Below are 439 nucleotides of genomic sequence, written 5' to 3'. Positions count from 1 at the left end.
TCTACTCTCTATTGCGATTAAAAATGGGAGGATTACCCAAGCATTAAAGAACACAAAAATATAAAGGGCTTAAAAAATCAAAATTTACGTGATCACATGAACGAAGCAGAATTAATTTTTACTGCTCTTGCTGAATTATCTACTCGTCAGGTAGCAGAAACTAATAATGCAACAGGCATGAAAGAAAATAAAATTGCAAGTAAAATAGGAGGAGGCATAGCTAAAAATGCTAAAACGACCTTGGAAAATAAAACTGGTAAAAAAGTAATCTCAACAGAAAATTATTTACCACCTAAACTTACAAAGTAAAAAAATTTGTTATTTGTTATAGACCGTGAGGCGTTATTGCGTGGACTGGTAAAACCCACTGTGTCACCTAGTTCGCTTGCTAACTAGGTCCATAAAAATAATAAACAAATACTAATAATTTTAGTATTTT

Annotated in this window: 1 protein-coding gene; it reads left to right on the top strand. The window is 31.7% G+C overall.

Features of this window, described 5'->3' with window-relative positions; all coding sequences use genetic code 11:
- The first annotated feature begins 96 nt into the window (after nucleotides 1–96).
- Nucleotides 97–309 (top strand): hypothetical protein, encoded by a 213-nt coding sequence (locus KYQ89_RS03525; protein WP_218460434.1) that lies wholly within the window; start codon nucleotides 97–99, stop codon nucleotides 307–309.
- The last annotated feature ends 130 nt before the right edge of the window (nucleotides 310–439 follow it).

The sequence above is a fragment of the Rickettsia sp. TH2014 genome (genome assembly GCF_019249195.1).
Classification (GTDB): Bacteria; Pseudomonadota; Alphaproteobacteria; order Rickettsiales; family Rickettsiaceae; genus Rickettsia; species Rickettsia felis.
The sequence above is the reverse complement of the archived record's forward strand: the minus strand, read 5'-3'. Positions and strand labels throughout refer to the sequence as shown.